Origin of the sequence: Leisingera sp. M527 (genome assembly GCF_025141525.1) — a bacterium.
In the GTDB taxonomy this organism is placed as follows: domain Bacteria; phylum Pseudomonadota; class Alphaproteobacteria; order Rhodobacterales; family Rhodobacteraceae; genus Leisingera.
In genome coordinates, this window is sequence record NZ_CP081043.1 from 47,378 (window position 1) to 62,304 (window position 14,927).

At 65.6% G+C, this 14,927-nt stretch carries 13 protein-coding genes; 7 read left to right on the forward strand and 6 right to left on the reverse strand.

Going from position 1 to position 14,927, the window contains the following annotated elements; all coding sequences use genetic code 11:
• Positions 1–41 precede the first annotated feature (41 nt).
• The 4 genes from K3555_RS24555 to K3555_RS24570 are packed head-to-tail and all read right to left on the reverse strand — an operon-like array spanning position 42 to position 3,828.
• Positions 42–818 carry a heme ABC transporter ATP-binding protein gene (locus K3555_RS24555; RefSeq protein ID WP_260009372.1) on the reverse strand — a complete coding sequence of 259 codons (777 nt, stop codon included), beginning with the start codon at positions 816–818 and terminating at the stop codon, positions 42–44.
• A gap of 10 nt (positions 819–828) precedes the next feature.
• Positions 829–1,905 carry an iron ABC transporter permease gene (locus K3555_RS24560; RefSeq protein WP_260009374.1) on the reverse strand — a complete coding sequence of 359 codons (1,077 nt, stop codon included), beginning with the start codon at positions 1,903–1,905 and terminating at the stop codon, positions 829–831.
• Complete coding sequence (locus K3555_RS24565; protein WP_260009376.1) at positions 1,889–2,776, reverse strand: hemin ABC transporter substrate-binding protein; 888 nt, start codon at positions 2,774–2,776, stop codon at positions 1,889–1,891. The genes K3555_RS24560 and K3555_RS24565 overlap by 17 nt, the downstream gene beginning before the upstream one ends.
• Positions 2,776–3,828 (reverse strand): hemin-degrading factor, encoded by a 1,053-nt coding sequence (locus K3555_RS24570; RefSeq protein ID WP_260009377.1) that lies wholly within the window; start codon positions 3,826–3,828, stop codon positions 2,776–2,778. Before K3555_RS24570 ends, K3555_RS24565 begins: the two co-directional genes overlap by 1 nt.
• 287 nt (positions 3,829–4,115) lie before the next feature.
• Between K3555_RS24570 and K3555_RS24575 the strand changes: the two genes are divergently transcribed.
• The 6 genes from K3555_RS24575 to K3555_RS24600 are packed head-to-tail and all read left to right on the forward strand — an operon-like array spanning position 4,116 to position 8,847.
• Positions 4,116–6,158 carry a TonB-dependent receptor domain-containing protein gene (locus tag K3555_RS24575; RefSeq protein ID WP_260009378.1) on the forward strand — a complete coding sequence of 681 codons (2,043 nt, stop codon included), beginning with the start codon at positions 4,116–4,118 and terminating at the stop codon, positions 6,156–6,158.
• A gap of 27 nt (positions 6,159–6,185) precedes the next feature.
• Entirely contained in the window at positions 6,186–6,614 is a 429-nt protein-coding gene (locus tag K3555_RS24580) for a hypothetical protein (RefSeq protein WP_260009380.1), read from the forward strand.
• On the forward strand, positions 6,611–7,267 hold the full coding sequence (locus K3555_RS24585) for a MotA/TolQ/ExbB proton channel family protein (protein WP_260009382.1): 657 nt from the start codon (positions 6,611–6,613) through the stop codon (positions 7,265–7,267). Before K3555_RS24580 ends, K3555_RS24585 begins: the two co-directional genes overlap by 4 nt.
• On the forward strand, positions 7,257–7,637 hold the full coding sequence (locus K3555_RS24590; protein WP_260009384.1) for a biopolymer transporter ExbD: 381 nt from the start codon (positions 7,257–7,259) through the stop codon (positions 7,635–7,637). Before K3555_RS24585 ends, K3555_RS24590 begins: the two co-directional genes overlap by 11 nt.
• Complete coding sequence (locus K3555_RS24595) at positions 7,637–8,026, forward strand: biopolymer transporter ExbD (protein WP_260009385.1); 390 nt, start codon at positions 7,637–7,639, stop codon at positions 8,024–8,026. Before K3555_RS24590 ends, K3555_RS24595 begins: the two co-directional genes overlap by 1 nt.
• On the forward strand, positions 8,023–8,847 hold the full coding sequence (locus K3555_RS24600; RefSeq protein ID WP_260009386.1) for an energy transducer TonB: 825 nt from the start codon (positions 8,023–8,025) through the stop codon (positions 8,845–8,847). The genes K3555_RS24595 and K3555_RS24600 overlap by 4 nt, the downstream gene beginning before the upstream one ends.
• On the opposite strand, the gene K3555_RS24605 is transcribed toward K3555_RS24600, so the two are convergent.
• Complete coding sequence (locus tag K3555_RS24605) at positions 8,834–9,739, reverse strand: LysR family transcriptional regulator (protein ID WP_260009387.1); 906 nt, start codon at positions 9,737–9,739, stop codon at positions 8,834–8,836. The two genes, K3555_RS24600 and K3555_RS24605, sit on opposite strands and share 14 nt — an antisense overlap.
• 313 nt (positions 9,740–10,052) lie before the next feature.
• On the opposite strand from K3555_RS24605, the gene K3555_RS24610 reads away from it, so the two are divergent.
• Positions 10,053–13,232, forward strand: coding sequence for a spondin domain-containing protein (locus tag K3555_RS24610; protein WP_260009388.1), 3,180 nt, complete (start codon positions 10,053–10,055; stop codon positions 13,230–13,232).
• A gap of 50 nt (positions 13,233–13,282) precedes the next feature.
• Here the strand turns inward: K3555_RS24610 and K3555_RS24615 are convergent, their stop codons facing one another.
• Positions 13,283–14,878, reverse strand: a complete 1,596-nt coding sequence (locus K3555_RS24615; protein ID WP_260009389.1) for a GMC family oxidoreductase — start codon at positions 14,876–14,878, stop codon at positions 13,283–13,285.
• Positions 14,879–14,927 lie beyond the last annotated feature (49 nt).

Genomic DNA, 14,927 nt, shown 5'->3' on the forward strand with positions numbered 1-14,927 from the left:
CAGACCGGGATTGTGCCCCCTGCCCCGATGCGCGCCCTGCTTCAGACCGCGCGCGCCTGCGGCAGCAGGAACGGCACACCGGCGGGCGGCACGCTGTTCACCGGCACCGGGCAGCCATAGACCTGCGCCAATGTGTCATTGGTCAGCACGTCTCCCGGCGCGCCGTCCGCGGCCACCCGGCCTGCATGGATCAGGGTGATCCGGTCGGCAAACATCGCGGTGAGGTTCAGATCATGCATCACCGCCACCACGCCGCCGCCGCGCGCCGCATAATCGCGCGCCAGATCCATCACCGTGAACTGATGGCCGATATCCAGACTGGCCACCGGCTCGTCCAGGATCAGCCAGCGCGGCACGCCGTCCAGCACCGGCTCCCAGACCTGCACCATCACCCGCGCCAGCTGCACCCGCTGCTGCTCGCCGCCCGACAGATCCTGATAGAACCGGTGCGCAAAGCCCGCCAGATCCACCTGTTCCAGCGCGCGCAGCGGCAGCGCGCTGTCCGCCGCCGCCAGCCCCGCGCGCAATCCCAGGCGGACAATCTCCAGCACCGTGAACGGAAAGGCGATGGCGGCGGACTGCGGCTGCACCGCGCGGATGGCGGCCAGCTGCCAGGGTTTCATGGCGGCGGTATCGCGCCCGTTCAGCAGCACCCGCCCGGTAAACGGCACCTCGCCGGTCATCGCCCGCAGCAGCGTGGTCTTACCGGATCCATTGGGGCCGGCAATGGCGGTGACCTCGCCGGGGCGGGCCTCGAAATCCACCCCTTTCAGGATGGCGCGGCGGCCCAACGTGACCCGGATATCATATGCCTGCATCGCGGGCCTCCTAAATGCCGGTGCTGCCGAAACGGCGCAGCAGGATCCACAGAAAGAACGGCGCGCCCAGCACCGCCGTGATGATGCCGATGGGCAGCTCTGCCGGCGCCACGGCCACGCGTGCGATCATATCCGCAGCCAGCAGCAGCGAAGCCCCCAGCAGGGCCGCGTTCGGCAGCAGGCTGTGGTGGTCCGGCCCGGTGGCCAGCCGCAGCAGATGCGGCACCACAATGCCGACAAAACCAATACCCCCTGACACCGCCACCGCCGCACCGGTGGCGGCAGCAACCGTCACAACCGCCGTGTTCTTCACCCGCTGCACCGCAATGCCGGTGTGGCCTGCAGCAGCCTCGCCCAGGGCCAGCCCGTTCAGCCCGCGCGCAAGAAACGGCGCCGCCAGCAGCGCCAGGCAAATCACCGGCGCTGCGGCCATGACCTTGGCCCAGGTGGCCCCCGCCAAGGATCCCATGTTCCAGAACGTCAGGTCGCGCAGCTGGCTGTCATCTGCCATGAATGTGATCATGCCGGTGCCCGCATTGGCCAGCGCGCTGATCGCAATGCCCGCCAGCAGCATGGTCGCAACCGAGGTCTGCCCGCCACGGGTGGAAATCCGGTACAGCACCAGAATGGCTATCCAGCTGCCGAAAAACGCGGCAATGGACACCAGATAACTGCCCGCCGCCTGCTGAACCGCGGCAGGCAGTGCGCTGCCCAGCACGATGGCCGCCACCGCCGCCAGACCGGCCCCGGCGCTGACACCCACAATGGCCGGGTCCGCCAGCGGGTTGCGGAACAGCCCCTGCAGCAGCGCGCCGGATACCGCCAGCGCCGCCCCCACCAAAGCACCCATGACCAGGCGCGGCAGCCGGATATCAAACAGGATGAGCCGGTCCAGACGGCTCAGCTCCCGCCCCGCCGCCAGATCGCCAAGCGCGCCCCACAGCGAGGTGCCCGAAGCTCCCCAGGCCAGCGAAAACACCGCCATCACTGCCAGCAGGGCAGCCAGCCCCACGGTCAGCCGCCGCGCCTGCAGCCGGCGGTCCACTCCCCGCCCTGCGGCTGCAGGTGCATCAATGGCCAAGGACATCCTGCGCCCCCTCGCCGTACAGCGCCCGGTTCAATTCAGTGACCGCCGAGGCCGTGCGCGGACCGAAACCGATCAGATGCAACCCGTTCATCCGCACAATGGCGCCGTTCTGCGCCGCCGGAGTGGGCTGGATGGCCGGGATCGCCAGCAGGTCTTCGGTGCGGATGCCATGGTCGCCGCCGCGGTCCATCATCAGGATCACATCCGGCGCGGCTTGCGCAATGGCCTCATCCGTCATCGGTTTGTAGCCCGCAAACCCCGTCACCGCATTCACGCCGCCCGCCAGCCGGATAATGCTGTCCGCCGCCGTGTCCGCACCGCCGGCCATGATGCGCCCGCCCTGGGTGGACAGCACAAACAGCACCGTCCGGGGCGTGCCGCCTGCCGCCTCTGCCGCCGCAGCCTGGGCCGCCGCGATTTCCGCGCTGACCTGCCCGGCCAGCACCTCAGCCGCCGCCTGCTGGTCCAAAGCAGCGCCGATAGTGCGGATCTTGCGGGCAATCCCTTCGGCGCTGAAATCCTCGGGCACGCTGATGTATGCCACCTCAGCCGCCTTCAGCACGTCCAGTGTCTCCGGCGGCCCGGCGCCCTCTATCGCCAGAATCATGTCCGGCGCCACTGACAGCACCCCCTCAGGCGCCAGCGCCCGCTGATAGCCGATGTCGGGCAGCTGCCGGGCCTCTGCCGGAAAGGTGGAGGTTGTGTCCCGGGCAATCAGCCGGTGCTGCTGATCCAGCGCATAGACGATTTCCGTGACCGAGCCGCCGACCGAAACGATGCGGCTTGCCGGATCCGCCAACGCCATATGGCCTGCAAACACCGCAGCAACCAGCAGGTTCAAACCCAGATACAGACGGGACAGTACAGTCATCAGGCCATCTCCGCCGCAGTCAGGGAGGCCAGGCCTTCAACGATGGCATTCCATTCCGGCCGGTGATCCCTGGCCTCGGCCCGGCGGCCAAAGACCTGCAGGATCAGAGCGCCGTCAGCGTCAAACGCCTCGACTGAGACCGCATCGCCGCGCTGGGTGGGTTTGGTGACGGCCCAGACCTCGGCAATATGATCCAGCCGCAGATGCAGATCGAAACCGGGATCGAGGATGTTCTGCCACGGCCCCATTTCGCGCAGGGTTTTCACCGGCCCGCCGTGGATTTCGATGCAGCCCGTATTGCCCACGAAAATCATCACCTCAACCCCCTGATCGCGCACCGTTTGCAGCATGCTGTTCACCGCAGCCGGCTCCAGCGCGCGGGCCAGCGGCGCCCCGGCGATGCGGTAGGCGCCCAGCCGGTTCATCTTCAGTTTCGAGGTCAGCCGCATAAACTGGTGGGTGTCGGTCATCCTGGCCCATTCCGTGCGCAGCGCATCGGCCTTGTCCGGATTGCCCTTGGGCGCCTCCGCCGGCTTGCGCGGCTCCACTGCCAGCGCCTGGCTCTGGTCTTCCAGCTTCAGGTCTTCCACCAGCCGGTCCCAGGCCGCCAGATCCGAAGCCTCGCGCAGATGCACCTTATGCACCGCATCCCCGGCTGCATCGAAGATCTGAATGGACCGCTTGATGCCCTTGTCCGTCTCCCGCTCCACCGCAAAGGCGGTGACGAAATGCTTGGGGAACAGCCGCAGGTCGATCGCATCGTTCAGCACCATCGAGGCATGCTGGCCCGAACGGTAATTGCCGTACACCCCCACCTTCTCAATCACGCAGGACCGGTTGCGGGTCAGCGCCATCACCTCACCCAAGGCAGCCAGCCGCGGCATGATCGCATCCGGCGCGGCACTGATGCGGGTCATACCTTGGCCTGCATAGGCCGCCACCAGCTGGCCCTCGGAAATGCCGAATTCGTCCGCAAAATCACGGTCGCGCAGGGCGGAATGTTCAGCGCGTGCGGCACGGATCGCCGCCGGCGTCATCGGGGTATCAGTCATGTCAGCCCTCTCAGCTGGGAGATTGGAAAGGGCTGGCAACGGCGGCAGATAAAGCGCGCAGCAGCTGGCGGCCGCATTTTACGGCACGTTAATTTATGTTGACTGTTTCTATCACCTTTATTAACAGGCTCAAGCGGAATTTGTGAATCCGCAACGTCAGACACACGACCACGCCAGCCCCGTCGCAAGCATCCGGTTCAACAGAACAGACAGATGCAAAGGGACGCGAGATGGGGAAACACCACAAGAAACGGCATGGCGGGTGGCTCCTGCTAAGCACCGTTTCAATGCTGGGCCTGATGGCCAGCGCCGGCAGCCTGGCCGCACAGGATATCATTGAAGACGAGGATTTCCTGGGCACAGTTGACCTGGGCCAGGGCAAGCGCGAGGTGCAGACCGGCACCGCGGTGCCGCTGACTGTGATCACCCAGGAAGAGATCGACGACCGCCAGGCCGGCACCATCGGCGAGCTGATCGATTCCGTGCCCGGCGTCAACCTGGTGAACGGCAACACCCCGCGCGGCGCCGGCATCAACATCCGCGGCTTCGGCGCCACCAGCAGCTTTGGCACCGACCAGAAGGTCCAGGTGATCGTCGACGGCGCCACCACCGGCTCCGAGGAGCTGTACCGCATCGGCACCCAGCTGTTCACCGACCCGGAACTGTACAAAGAGGTCTCGGTCCTGCGCGGCACCATCGGCAGTTTTGAATACGGTTCTGGCATCATCGGCGGTCTGGTCAAGCTGGACACCAAGGACGCCTCGGATTTCACCGGCGGTGAAATCGGCCTGCGCTTCCGCCAGACCCTGCAGGCCACCAGCAACGGCGAGGGCTTCGCCACCTCCTCGATCCTGGCCTGGCAGCCGCTGGAGAATTTCGAGCTGCTGCTGAATTACACCCTGCGCGACACCGCCGAATACGACAATGGCGACGGCAGCCAGGTGGCCAACACCCAGTCACGCACACCGTCTTACCTGATCAAGGGCAAATACACCTTTGGCGATGCGGGCGAGCATTCGATCACTGCCTCGCTGAACGACAGCGCGAACGACGAAAAAGACGTGCCCTACGATGGTTTCGGCACCACCAGCACCAGCTTCGGCAGGGTCGACCGCCGGATTGATAACCGCGTCGCCGGCATCCGCTACCAATGGAACCCGGCTGGCAATGATCTGGTCAATCTGGACGTGAACCTGACCTATTCGGATCAGGAAATCAACCAATCCTACATCGCTGGCAGCGCCTTTTGCGACGACGGCGGCGTGGTCCGCGCTGACCCGAACTGTGCCCGCAGCGGCCCGGCGGGCACCCCCTTCAGCAGCGCCACCCAGGACGCCGATCACCGCTATGAGACAACCAAGCTGACGGTGAAAAACAGCAGCTATTTCACCACCGGCGCCGCCACCCACGACCTGCGCGCCGGGGTTGAGCTGTCGCGCCGCGAACGCCTCGATGCCTCCTCCGCACCGGGCGGCACCGCCAAACGCTATGCAGTCTTTGCCGTCGATGACATCTCTATCGGCCGCTGGACCGCCACCCCGGCCCTGCGCTACGAATCCCAGGAGATCAAGGCGCATGACGGATCGCAAAACCACGACGCCTCGGCGCTGATGGGCGGCCTGTCGCTGCGCTATGAATTCGACGCTGGGTTTGCTCTGTTCGGCAGTGCCGCCTATACCGAAAACCTGCCGGTGATCGACGATCTGGACAATGCCGCCCGCATCGGTGTCTCCGAACGCTCACACACCTATGAAATCGGCGCCTCATACGCGGCGGCGGATGTGCTGACCGCCAATGACAGCCTGTCGGTCAAGGTGACCTACTACCAAAGCCAACTGCGCGACATCACCTCTTATGTCAGCTCTGTCTCCCTGCCCACGCCGCCCTTCTTCGCCTTTGTGCCGCTCGACAAGGTGGACACCAGCGGGTTCGAGATCGAGGCCGGCTATGCGCTCGACTCCGGCTTTTACGCCGACCTGAACGCAAACCTGCCCGATGGCGAAGAAGTACTGAACGGCACCGCCGCGCGCTGGCGCAACCTGGCCTCGGACGATCTGCGCCTGACCCTGGGCAAACGCTTCGGCGAAACACTGGATCTCAGCTGGGAACTGGTGGCGGCGAAATCCGGCTTTGATGCTGCAGGAACGGCAGTGGCGGGCTACGGCGTCCACAATCTGCGCGCCACTTACAAGCCGCAGTCCGGCCTGCTGCAAGGCGCCGAGGTTCGTTTCGGCATCGAGAACGCCTTTGACCGCGCCTACCGGCCCAGCCTCTATTCCCGCGACGCGGCGGGGCGCAATTTCAAGCTGACGCTGGCCAAAACCTTCTGATCCCCGGAACCGACCAAGAGGTGCGACATGGCACATGGACGTAAAGCCCTGATTTCCCTGCTTCTGACTGCCGCGCTGGCAGCAACCGGCGCCGCGGCAGAAGACGCCGCCGAACCCGGTATCGCCATCGAACTCAGCGCGGCAGAAGCGGCGGAGGGTGCCTGCAAACTGTCCTTTGCGGTGCAGAATTCCCATGCCAAGGACGTCGAGCAGGCGGTCTATGAAACCGTCCTGTTCGACGCCCGGGGGCAGGTCGCGCGGCTGACACTTCTCGATTTCCAGGATCTTCCTGCCGGGCGCCTGCGCGTGCGGCAGTTCCAGTTCCCGCAGGCCTGCGCGGACATCAGCCGGGTCCTGATCAACGGCGCCGCCACCTGCACCGGCGGCGGCCTGCCCGACGGCGCCTGCAGCCGCGGCCTGCGCCTCAGCTCCAAAGTGATGGAGCTGGCAGGATGAACACAGTGCACACCGCCCTGAACAAGGTGCTGGACCTCGGCGGCCCGGTTGTGCTGCTGCTGCTGGCGGTCTCGGTGCTGACCAGCGCGCTGGTGCTCTACAAGATCTGGCAGTACCGCATGGCACGGGTCGGCCAGCACCGCGCCCTTGCTGCCGCAGTGGCCGCCTGGGACCGGGGCGAGGCTGACGCGGCCCGGCACAGCCTCAGCCTCAGCAAATCCTATCTGGTGCCGGTGATGCGGCTGGCGCTGGACGGCGCCCAGAACCAAATGCAGGCCGACCGCGCCGACGCCGAGGAACGTTTCTCCCGGCTTGAGCGCGGCCTTGGCACGCTGGACATGGTGGCCCAGCTGGCACCGCTGCTGGGGCTGTTCGGCACCGTCATCGGCATGATCGAGGCTTTTCAGAAACTGCAATCCGCTGGCGCCTCGGTGGATCCCTCGCTGCTGGCCGGCGGTATCTGGGTGGCGCTGCTGACCACCGCCGCGGGACTGGCAGTGGCGATGCCGGTCTCGCTGGTGCTCAGCTGGCTGACCGCCCGGATGCAGCGCGAACGGGTCTTTGCCAACCGCGCCCTGCGCACCGTCTTTGCCCCGTCTTCCCCTGCCCCGTCTCCGGCAGAGGCGCCCTTGCAGGTGGCCCATGGCGGTTAAACTGCACGGCATAAAACGCAGGCGCCTGTCGATGACCTCGCTGATCGACGTGATCTTCCTGCTTCTGTTGTTCTTCATGCTCACCTCTACCTTCTCGAAATTCGGCGAGGTTGAGCTGATGGCCGCAGGCCAGGGCGCCGCCAGCTCCGGCAAGCAGATGCTGTTTGTGGCGCTCGGCGAACAAAGCCTGACCCTGAACGGCCAGCCCGCCGACCTGGAGCGGATCGCCGGCCTGATCCGGCTGCAGCCGCAATCCGGCGGCCATCTGGTGCTGATCAGCCCTGGCGCAGATGCCTCCTCGCAGCGGCTGGTGGACCTGCTGTCCGCCCTGCGCGGCGTTGACGGGCTGCAAACCCTGGTGCTTGGCTGATGCGCCTCATACCGGCCGCGCTCGCGCAAAAAGAGCCTACCATTGCGCTGATCAACATCGTGTTTCTGATGCTGATCTTCTTCATGATCGCCGGGACCCTGGCGGTGCCGCTCGACACGGATCTGACCCTGATCGAAGCGCAGGACCTTGAAGGCCGCGAACCGCCCGATGCGCTGGTGGTTCATGCCGACGGCCGCCTGACCCTGCGCGGCAAGGTGCTGCCGGACGCCGCCGCCTATGTCGCCGCGCTGAACCGCGCAGACCGCGCCGCCCTGCGCATCGTGCCCGACCGCAACCTGCCCGCCCGCGACCTGGTGAAACTGGGCAACACCCTGCGCGGCGCCGGCGCTGAACGGGTGCTGATCGTCACCAAAAGAGCGCTGCAATGAAGGTGCCGCACTCCCGGCTGGCAGGCCTCTCAGCGCTGTTCCTCGCCGCTGCAGCCCACGCCGGCGCTGCCTTTCTGACAGACCGCGAACAGGCCGAACAGGCAGGCGGCCAGACCGGCCTGGCCGCCCAAGGGTTTGCCTTTGCCGACCTGGCGCAGGGCACAGATGTTCCGGTTGAGGCCGAGGAGGTTCTTAAGGCGGAACAGCCGGTCCAAGAGGCCGCGCAGCACCCTGCTGCCGTACCGCAACAGCCGGTTGCTCCAATCACCGCGGCAGAACCCGCGGCCCTGCCAAAGGCCACGCCGGTCCTGCCATCCGGCCAAGCGAAACCTGTGCAGCAGGAGCCAGCCGCACAGCCTCCCCTGCCCGCAGCGCAGCAACCCCTGCCCGAGGCCAAGCCGGACCCAGCGCCGGCACCAAAAACCCAGCCGGAAACCCGCAAGCCCGCCCCGCGCGGCAACAGCGATCAGGACGCCGCACAGGGCACCGCCGCGGGGCGCGCGGCAAAACCAGCAGGACAGGCGACGCAAACCCCCGGCACCGCCAAACAGCAGGGCAACGCCGCGGCGGACAATTACCGCGGCCAGGTGCTGCGGCGGGTGATGCGGGCCAAGCGGCAGCGGGTCAATATCCGCGGTGCTGCGCTGGTGCGGTTCTCCATTGCCGCCAATGGCACCCTGCAATCAGCCCGCATCGCCAAAAGCTCAGGCTCCGCCAAGCTCGACAGCATCGCCCTGGCCCAGGTCCGGCGTGCAGCCCCCTTCCCGGCCCCGCCCGCCGGGGCGAAAACCACCTATACCGTCCGGATCAAAGGCAAGTAGCAGCGCCGCCGCCCGCCAGGGCACTCTTGCAGATCCGGGTGACAAACTCCTGCACTGCCTGGATCCGCGCCATGCCGCAGGTATCGGGATGCATCAGCAGCCACAGATCCGCCGTGGCTTGCAAATGCCCCGGCAGAAGCTCCACCAGATCCGGATGCGACTGGCCCAGATACGCCGGAAACGGCGCAATCCCCAGCCCGCTTTTCACCGCCTCCAGCTGGGCAAAGATACTGTCCGTGGTCAGCGCCACATTGCACGCGGCTGAGACCGCTGCGAACTCCTGGTTTTGCACCGTCTGCGCCAGATCGCCCGAGGCAGCAATGATGTTGTGCCCCTCCAGATCCGCCGCCGTTTCAAAATCGCCAAGCGCGTCCAGATACAGATCCGAGGCATAGATCCCGAACCCCACCTCCCCCAGCTTGCGGCCCACCACCCGCTCTTGCTTGGGAGCGCCGATGCGCACGGCAATATCAGCCTCGCGGTTCAACAGGTTCACCTTGCTGGTGGACAGCAGCAGCTTTACCCGCAGCTCGGGATGCAAATTGTGCAGCTCGCGCAGCTGCGGCGCCAGCAGGATCTGGCCCAGACCGCTGGGGGCAGCCACAGTGACCGTGCCCGCCAGCTGGCCGTCGCTGCCGCAAACCGCCTCGCTGATCAGCCGTGCCTGATGCTCCATCTGCTCGGCCCGGGCCAGGATCCGGCTGCCGCAGCTGGTCAGCCGCACGCCCGATATGCTGCGATCGAACAGGGTGGCAGACAGCGCCGTCTCAAGCTCCCGCAGCTTGCGCCCGACCGTGGCCGGGCTTTCCGCCAGCCGGCCTGCCGCCCCCGCAATACTGCCCGCACGCGCAACCGCCAGAAAGAACCGGAACAGATCCCAGTTCTGATTCATCACGGGGGCGGGCCTGGGGCCGGAAACGGTTCGCATCACGCCGGAAAACTCATCTGACAAAATAACGCAGCGGCAAGGGCCGCCTGTCCCCAGCTACTGCCGGCCCCGTTGTAACACCACTCAAATTTACTTGTGCCGCTGTGAGCTTGAAAAAATTTTACTCCCTTACAGCAGCTTACGCGAAAATCCCCATCTTCTTCAAAATGACGCGCAGCGCTTCAAATCTGATGCGTTGCGTTTCTTCCGCCCCCTCACAGGTTCAATCGCAACCGTGCGCAAACGGAGCTGCGCCGGTGCTATTGGAGGAAAGACAATGACAGTACAAAACAACATGGGCCCGATCACCGGGACAGAAGGCCCGGACCCTCTCACCGGGACAAATGCCAGCGAATTGCTGCAGGGGCTTGGCGGCGACGACACCCTGACCGGCGGCTTGGGGGATGATACCCTGGACGGCGGCGCAGGATCGGATACCGCGAATTACCGCGACATCGACGTGCCGGTTCAGGCAGATCTGCGCGCAGGCAGCGCCACCCGCGAGACTGGTTTTGCGGTGGTGGTTGAGGACCAGCCGCTGGCCTCGCTGACCACAGACCAATCCCCGGCGGATCTGGTCGACGAAGCCGCGGCAGGCAATCTCTACTACAACCTTCACACCAATGACTTCCCCGGCGGTGAAATCCGCGGCCAGCTGCTGGTTGAAAGCGATGTCACCGATGGCGGCATCCGCACGCTGACCCTGGTTGCGGACCTGGATTCCGCACAGGAGCCGGACGGCGCCAGCGACTCCCTGGCCACCGGCCAGGGCCGCGTGGTGATCGTGATCGACGGCAGCAGCATCACCTACAGCTCGGACCTGTCGGTGACCGGCCTGGCCACGTCAGACCTGCTGCCGGTGGCAGGCGTCAGCGCCATCCACCTGCACAATGCCCCGGCCGGGCAGAACGGCCCGGTGATCACCGATATCGTGCAGGACGCGGGCGGCGATGTGAACGGGCTGAACGGCGGCTTTGACGACGGCAATGTCTTTGATGAGGCAGTTGAGACCGACACGCTGATCAGCATCGAAAACCTGGAAGGCTCCGATGACGGCGATGACCTGCGCGGCGACAACGGCGCCAATCTGCTGAACGGCAACGGCGGCGATGACATCCTGCGCGGACGCCGCGGCAATGATGAGCTGAACGGAGACGACGGCAACGACGACCTGCGCGGCAACCGCGGCGCCGACACGCTGGATGGCGGATCAGGTGATGACGTTCTGCGCGGCGGACGCGGCAGCGACCAGCTGAACGGCGGCAGCGGCAATGACGAGCTGCGCGGCGGCGGCGGCAACGACATCCTCAGCGGCGGCGGCGGCGTGGACACCATCGACGGCGGCAATGGCATCGACACCAACTCCTTTGCCAATATCAACCAGGGCGCCGCTGATGCCTCCATCGCCGGTGTTACCGTGGTGCTGAATGCCGACGGCTCGGGCACTGCGTCCTATAATGGCGGCGGCGGCAACGGCCCGCTGATCGAGGAAGAGTTCACCGGCATCGAAAACATCGCCGGCTCGTCCAACAACGATGATATCCGCGCCTTGGGCGCCGCCCCTAACGCCATTGACGGCGGCGATGGCGACGACTTCATCGCAGGCGGCGGCGGCACGGATTTCCTGACCGGCGGCGAAGGCACCGACACCAACAGCTTTATCAATATCGGGGCTGAGGTGGTCGCCGATCTGGGTTCTGGCAGCGCCTCCTACCAGCCCAATGAAACCACCACCGTGTTCGAAAACTTCAGCGGGTTCGAAAACCTCGACGGTTCGGACAATGATGACCAGCTGTCCGGCGACGGCGGTGCCAACACGCTGACCGGCAACGGCGGCAACGACTTGCTGGTGGGCCGCGGCGGCAATGATGTGCTGGAAGGCGGCGACGGCAATGACATCCTGCGCGGCGGCGGCGGTGCTGACATCACCGATGGCGGCGACGGCATCGACACCGCGGATTTCCAGGACATCGGCGCGGCTGTGATTGCCGACCTGAATGCCGGCGCCGCAGTCTATCAGGGTCCGAACGGTGCGGTTGTCGATACGCTGCTGAATATCGAAAACCTGACCGGCTCGGCAAACAACGACGTGCTGAACGGCGATGCGGGCGACAACCTGCTGGCCGGGGGTGCCGGCGGCGATACCATCAACGGCGGCGGCGGCAATGACGTGATCCGCGGCGATGCCATCGGCGACGGCGAGGCGATCACCGTCACCGTGACCAACACGCTGGGCGACGGCGGCACTTTCCTGACCCCGGTCTGGTTCGGCTTCCACGACGGCGAAAACTTTGACCTCTGGACCGATGGCGAGGCCGCCAGCGGCGGGCTGGAGCGCATTGCCGAAGACGGCAGCGTCGAAGGCATCGCAGCCGAGTTCAACCAGCAAGTCCTCGACGGCGGCGTCGATGCCACCATCATCGGCGGCAATGGTGCGCCGGGGCCGATCGATCCGGGTGAAAGCGCCAGCTTCACCCTGAACGTGAACCCCGACCAGGTCGGCCAGGGCTTCTTTACCTGGGCCACCATGGTGATCCCCTCCAACGATGCTTTCCTGGCTTCGCCCGACGATGCGCTGCAGGACTTCATCTTTGACGCCGACGGCAACTTTGCCGGGCCGCTGGTGATCGAACGTTTCGGCAGCGATGTGCTGGATGCCGGCACCGAGGTGAACACCGAAGAAGGTGCTGCCTTCCTGAACCAGACCGCCCGCGATCAAGGCACCGCTGAAAACGGCGTGGTCCGCCAGCACGAGGGCTTCAACGGCTCCGAAGGCAATCCGGACGGCACCCCGGTCAACATTCTGGGCGGCACCACCGCCGCAGGCACCATTGTTGATCCGGCCGAGGGCGACTTTACCCGCAACGGCGGCGAGGAACAGCTCTTGCGCATCGTGGTCGACCTGGCCGAAGGCGGCGCTGATGTGTTGTCCGGCGGTGCCGGCAGCGACTATATCGACGGCGGACGGGGCAACGACCTGCTGCGCGGCCAGCGCGGCGCCGATACCCTGGACGGCGGCGACGGCGGCGATGTGCTGTTTGGCGGACGCGGGCGCGACCTGGCCGATGGCGGTGCAGGCAGTGACCGTATCGCAGGCGGGCGCGGACGCGACACGCTGGACGGCGGCGCGGGCAACGACCGCATCGACGGCGGACGCGGCGCAGACGTGCTGACCGGCGGCGACGGCAATGACCAGCTGACGGGCGGGCGCGGCGCCGATAGCTTTGTCTTCAACGAGGGTTTCGGCGATGACGTGATCACCGATTTCAACACCTCCGCCGATGGCGAGCTGCTGGATCTGACAGGCGGCAACTTCGGCTTCGGCAGCTTTGACGATCTCTCTGGGTCCATCTCTCAGGACGGCGGCAATGCGTTGATCGACCTCGGGAACGACGGCACAATCACGCTGCTGGATGTGCAGGCCTCAGCCCTGACCGAGGATCATTTCCTGATCTAACAACCAAGGACAGCGGCAATCCAGCGATTGCCGCCGTCTCTCTGCCTCTCTCAGTCTGCGGCCAACACCAGATCGCTGGCCTTTTCCCCGATCATGATGGCCGGCGCATTGGTATTGCCCGAGACAATCTCGGGCATGATCGAACAATCCGCCACCCGCAGCCCCTGCACCCCATGCACCCGCAACCCGGCGTCCACCACCGCATCCGCCCCCTGCCCCATCCTGCAGGTGCCGGTGGGGTGGTAAATCGACACCGAATTGCCGCGCGCCCAGTCCAGCGTGCCCGCGTAATCCTCCATCGCGAGATCCGCATCAGGCCGGAACTCCGCAGCGATCTTGGAGGCCAGCGGATTATGCCGGGCAATGCGGCGGGCAATGTTCACCCCGTCCACCAGGGTCCGGCAATCCGTCTCCGTCGCCAGATAGTTCGGGTGGATCTTCGGATAGGTCTTCGGATCCGGCCCGTTCAGCCGGATTTCACCCCGGCTTTCGGGCCGCAGCTGGCACACCGACATGGTAAAGGCCGAGAACGGATGCACCCCCTCGCCGGGGCTGTCCGCCGACCAGGGCTGAACATGGAACTGGATATCCGGCGTCGCCAGATCGGGCCGGGTTTTCATGAAACCGGTCGCCAGACTGGCCGCCATCGTCATCGGCCCGGCCCGGAACAGCGCGTATTTCAGCGCGATCCGCGCCTGATTGAACAGGCTGCGCACCTCGTCGTTCAGCGTCGGCTCATTGCATTTGTAGACCAGACGCGCCTGCAGATGGTCCTGCAGCCCCTGCCCCACCCCCGGCAGATCCACCACCACCTCAACACCGTTGGCCTTCAGCTGCTCCGCCGGGCCGATCCCCGACAGCATCAGCGTCTGCGGCGAATTGATGGCCCCCGCCGACAGGATCACCTCCTTGCGCGCGGTCAGGCTTTGCCGCTGGCCGGCGCGGTCCAGATAGGTCACGCCAGTGACCCGGCGCCCGTCCAGATCAATCTTTTCCACCAGCGCATTGGTGATGATCTGCAGATTTGCCCGCTCCCGCGCCGGTTTCAAAAACGCCACCGCAGCACTGCAGCGCCGCCCGTTGCGGGTGGTCAGCTGGAAATACCCCACCCCCTCCTGCGCGGCCCCGTTGTAGTCGGGGTTGAACGGATATCCCGCCTCCTGTGCCGCCGCCACCCAGGCATCGCAAATCGGGCGCTGAATCCGCATGTTAGAGACTGTCAGCGGCCCGCCAGCACCATGAAATTCATCCGCGCCGCGCTCCTGATCCTCGGATCGTTTGAACAGGGGCAGCACATCGTCCCAGCCCCAGCCCTCGTTGCCCATCTGGCGCCAACGGTCGTAATCCTCCTTTTGGCCGCGCACATACAACAGCCCGTTCAGCGAGGACGACCCGCCCAGAACCTTGCCCCTCGGCCAGTCGATCGAGCGCCCGTTCAGCCCCGGATCTGCTTCCGTCTTGTAACACCAGTCAACAGACGGGTTGTGCATGGTTTTGAAATAGCCGACCGGGATGTGGATCCAGGGGTTTGTGTCCCGCCCGCCGGCCTCCAGCAGCACCACCTTATTGCGCGGATCCGCACTCAGCCGGTTGGCGATCACACAGCCCGATGACCCTGCTCCGATAACAATGAAATCTGCTTCCACGACCCTCTCCCGACTCTGTCAGGAAAAAACTTCTATACAGATTGCATGA

Bases quoted from the DNA above. Each gene is read 5' to 3' on its own strand.
- K3555_RS24590 (WP_260009384.1), top strand. From the start codon at position 7,257: ATGGCGGTTAAACTGCACGGCATAAAACGCAGGCGCCTGTCGATGACC.
- K3555_RS24610 (WP_260009388.1), top strand. From the start codon at position 10,053: ATGACAGTACAAAACAACATGGGCCCGATCACCGGGACAGAAGGCCCG.
- K3555_RS24565 (WP_260009376.1), bottom strand. From the start codon at position 2,776: ATGACTGTACTGTCCCGTCTGTATCTGGGTTTGAACCTGCTGGTTGCT.
- K3555_RS24600 (WP_260009386.1), top strand. From the start codon at position 8,023: ATGAAGGTGCCGCACTCCCGGCTGGCAGGCCTCTCAGCGCTGTTCCTC.
- K3555_RS24580 (WP_260009380.1), top strand. From the start codon at position 6,186: ATGGCACATGGACGTAAAGCCCTGATTTCCCTGCTTCTGACTGCCGCG.
- K3555_RS24595 (WP_260009385.1), top strand. From the start codon at position 7,637: ATGCGCCTCATACCGGCCGCGCTCGCGCAAAAAGAGCCTACCATTGCG.
- K3555_RS24555 (WP_260009372.1), bottom strand. From the start codon at position 818: ATGCAGGCATATGATATCCGGGTCACGTTGGGCCGCCGCGCCATCCTG.
- K3555_RS24560 (WP_260009374.1), bottom strand. From the start codon at position 1,905: ATGTCCTTGGCCATTGATGCACCTGCAGCCGCAGGGCGGGGAGTGGAC.
- K3555_RS24570 (WP_260009377.1), bottom strand. From the start codon at position 3,828: ATGACTGATACCCCGATGACGCCGGCGGCGATCCGTGCCGCACGCGCT.
- K3555_RS24585 (WP_260009382.1), top strand. From the start codon at position 6,611: ATGAACACAGTGCACACCGCCCTGAACAAGGTGCTGGACCTCGGCGGC.
- K3555_RS24605 (WP_260009387.1), bottom strand. From the start codon at position 9,739: ATGAATCAGAACTGGGATCTGTTCCGGTTCTTTCTGGCGGTTGCGCGT.
- K3555_RS24575 (WP_260009378.1), top strand. From the start codon at position 4,116: ATGCTGGGCCTGATGGCCAGCGCCGGCAGCCTGGCCGCACAGGATATC.